Origin of the sequence: Streptomyces doebereineriae (assembly GCF_031845645.1) — a bacterium.
Classification (GTDB): domain Bacteria; phylum Actinomycetota; class Actinomycetes; order Streptomycetales; family Streptomycetaceae; genus Streptomyces; species Streptomyces canus.
The window spans coordinates 1-470 of sequence record NZ_JAVREZ010000199.1 but is presented as its reverse complement, the minus strand read 5'-3'; the positions used below and the strand labels follow the sequence as shown (position 1 = coordinate 470).

The 470-nt window shown below is 71.3% G+C and carries 1 protein-coding gene; it reads right to left on the bottom strand.

Going from position 1 to position 470, the window contains the following annotated elements:
- Positions 1–470 (bottom strand): cytochrome c biogenesis protein ResB (locus tag RNB18_RS51440; protein WP_311720986.1); only part of this gene is annotated, 470 nt, incomplete at both ends.

Genomic DNA, 470 nt, shown 5'->3' with positions numbered 1-470 from the left:
GTCGTGATCAGGGCGGCCGCGAGGTCGCCCAGCTCCTCGGGGAGCTTCGCGGACTCGCTGCGGCCCAGGCCCGCCATCTCCACGACGGTCACCCCGTCCGCGCCCCGGACCGCCCGCACCCAGACCCGGCGGCGCTGGATGAACAGCGAGGCGGCGAGCCCGGCGATGGCGGCGATGGCGCCGCCGAGCGCCCAGCCGTTGCCCGGCTGCTGCGAGATCTGGAAGCTGGCCCACTCCTCGATGCCGTCGAAGGTGATCGAGCCCTCCCCGTCGGACAGGTCCAGCTTCTCGCCGGGGCGCAGCATCTTCTTCAGCAGCTCGCCGTCCTCGTTCTTGAACTCCTTCATCTTGGACGTGTCGAGCTGGTAGACGTTCTGCGGCAGCCCGGAGTCGACCCCGAGGGAGCCCCGGTAGGCGCTCAGGGCGAGCACCGGGAACTCCGCGCCGGGGAACTGCGAGAACATCTGGCC